Consider the following 286-nt stretch of genomic DNA (forward strand, 5'->3'; position numbering starts at 1 on the left):
CATACTGATGCTGACACCCGCTTTGTCCACGGTGGCGCCGCTACTCGCGCGGACCGTATCAGCGATCAGTGGCGTCTGACAGGCCGCAAGACGCTGGTGCTACACGGCGATTCGGCGGATGGTTTCCTGGTAACAGCGCAAAGCGCACGTGCCGGCGGAGTTCCGAGTCGCGCGATCTTTCACGTGAACGGTGACGCGGCAGGGCTGCTCCGAACGCCATACACACTCCTGGATGGAACGCGCAGTGCGGACATCATTCTGGACGGCGTCGACGCGCAGTTGGTGG

The 286-nt window shown here is 63.3% G+C and carries 1 pseudogene; it reads left to right on the forward strand.

Going from position 1 to position 286, the window contains the following annotated elements:
• Positions 1-286: pseudogene (locus SB751_RS29620) on the forward strand (acyl-CoA dehydrogenase); the annotation flags it as partial.

Origin of the sequence: Cupriavidus sp. SIMBA_020 (genome assembly GCF_046535395.1) — a bacterium.
Lineage (GTDB): Bacteria > Pseudomonadota > Gammaproteobacteria > Burkholderiales > Burkholderiaceae > Cupriavidus > Cupriavidus campinensis.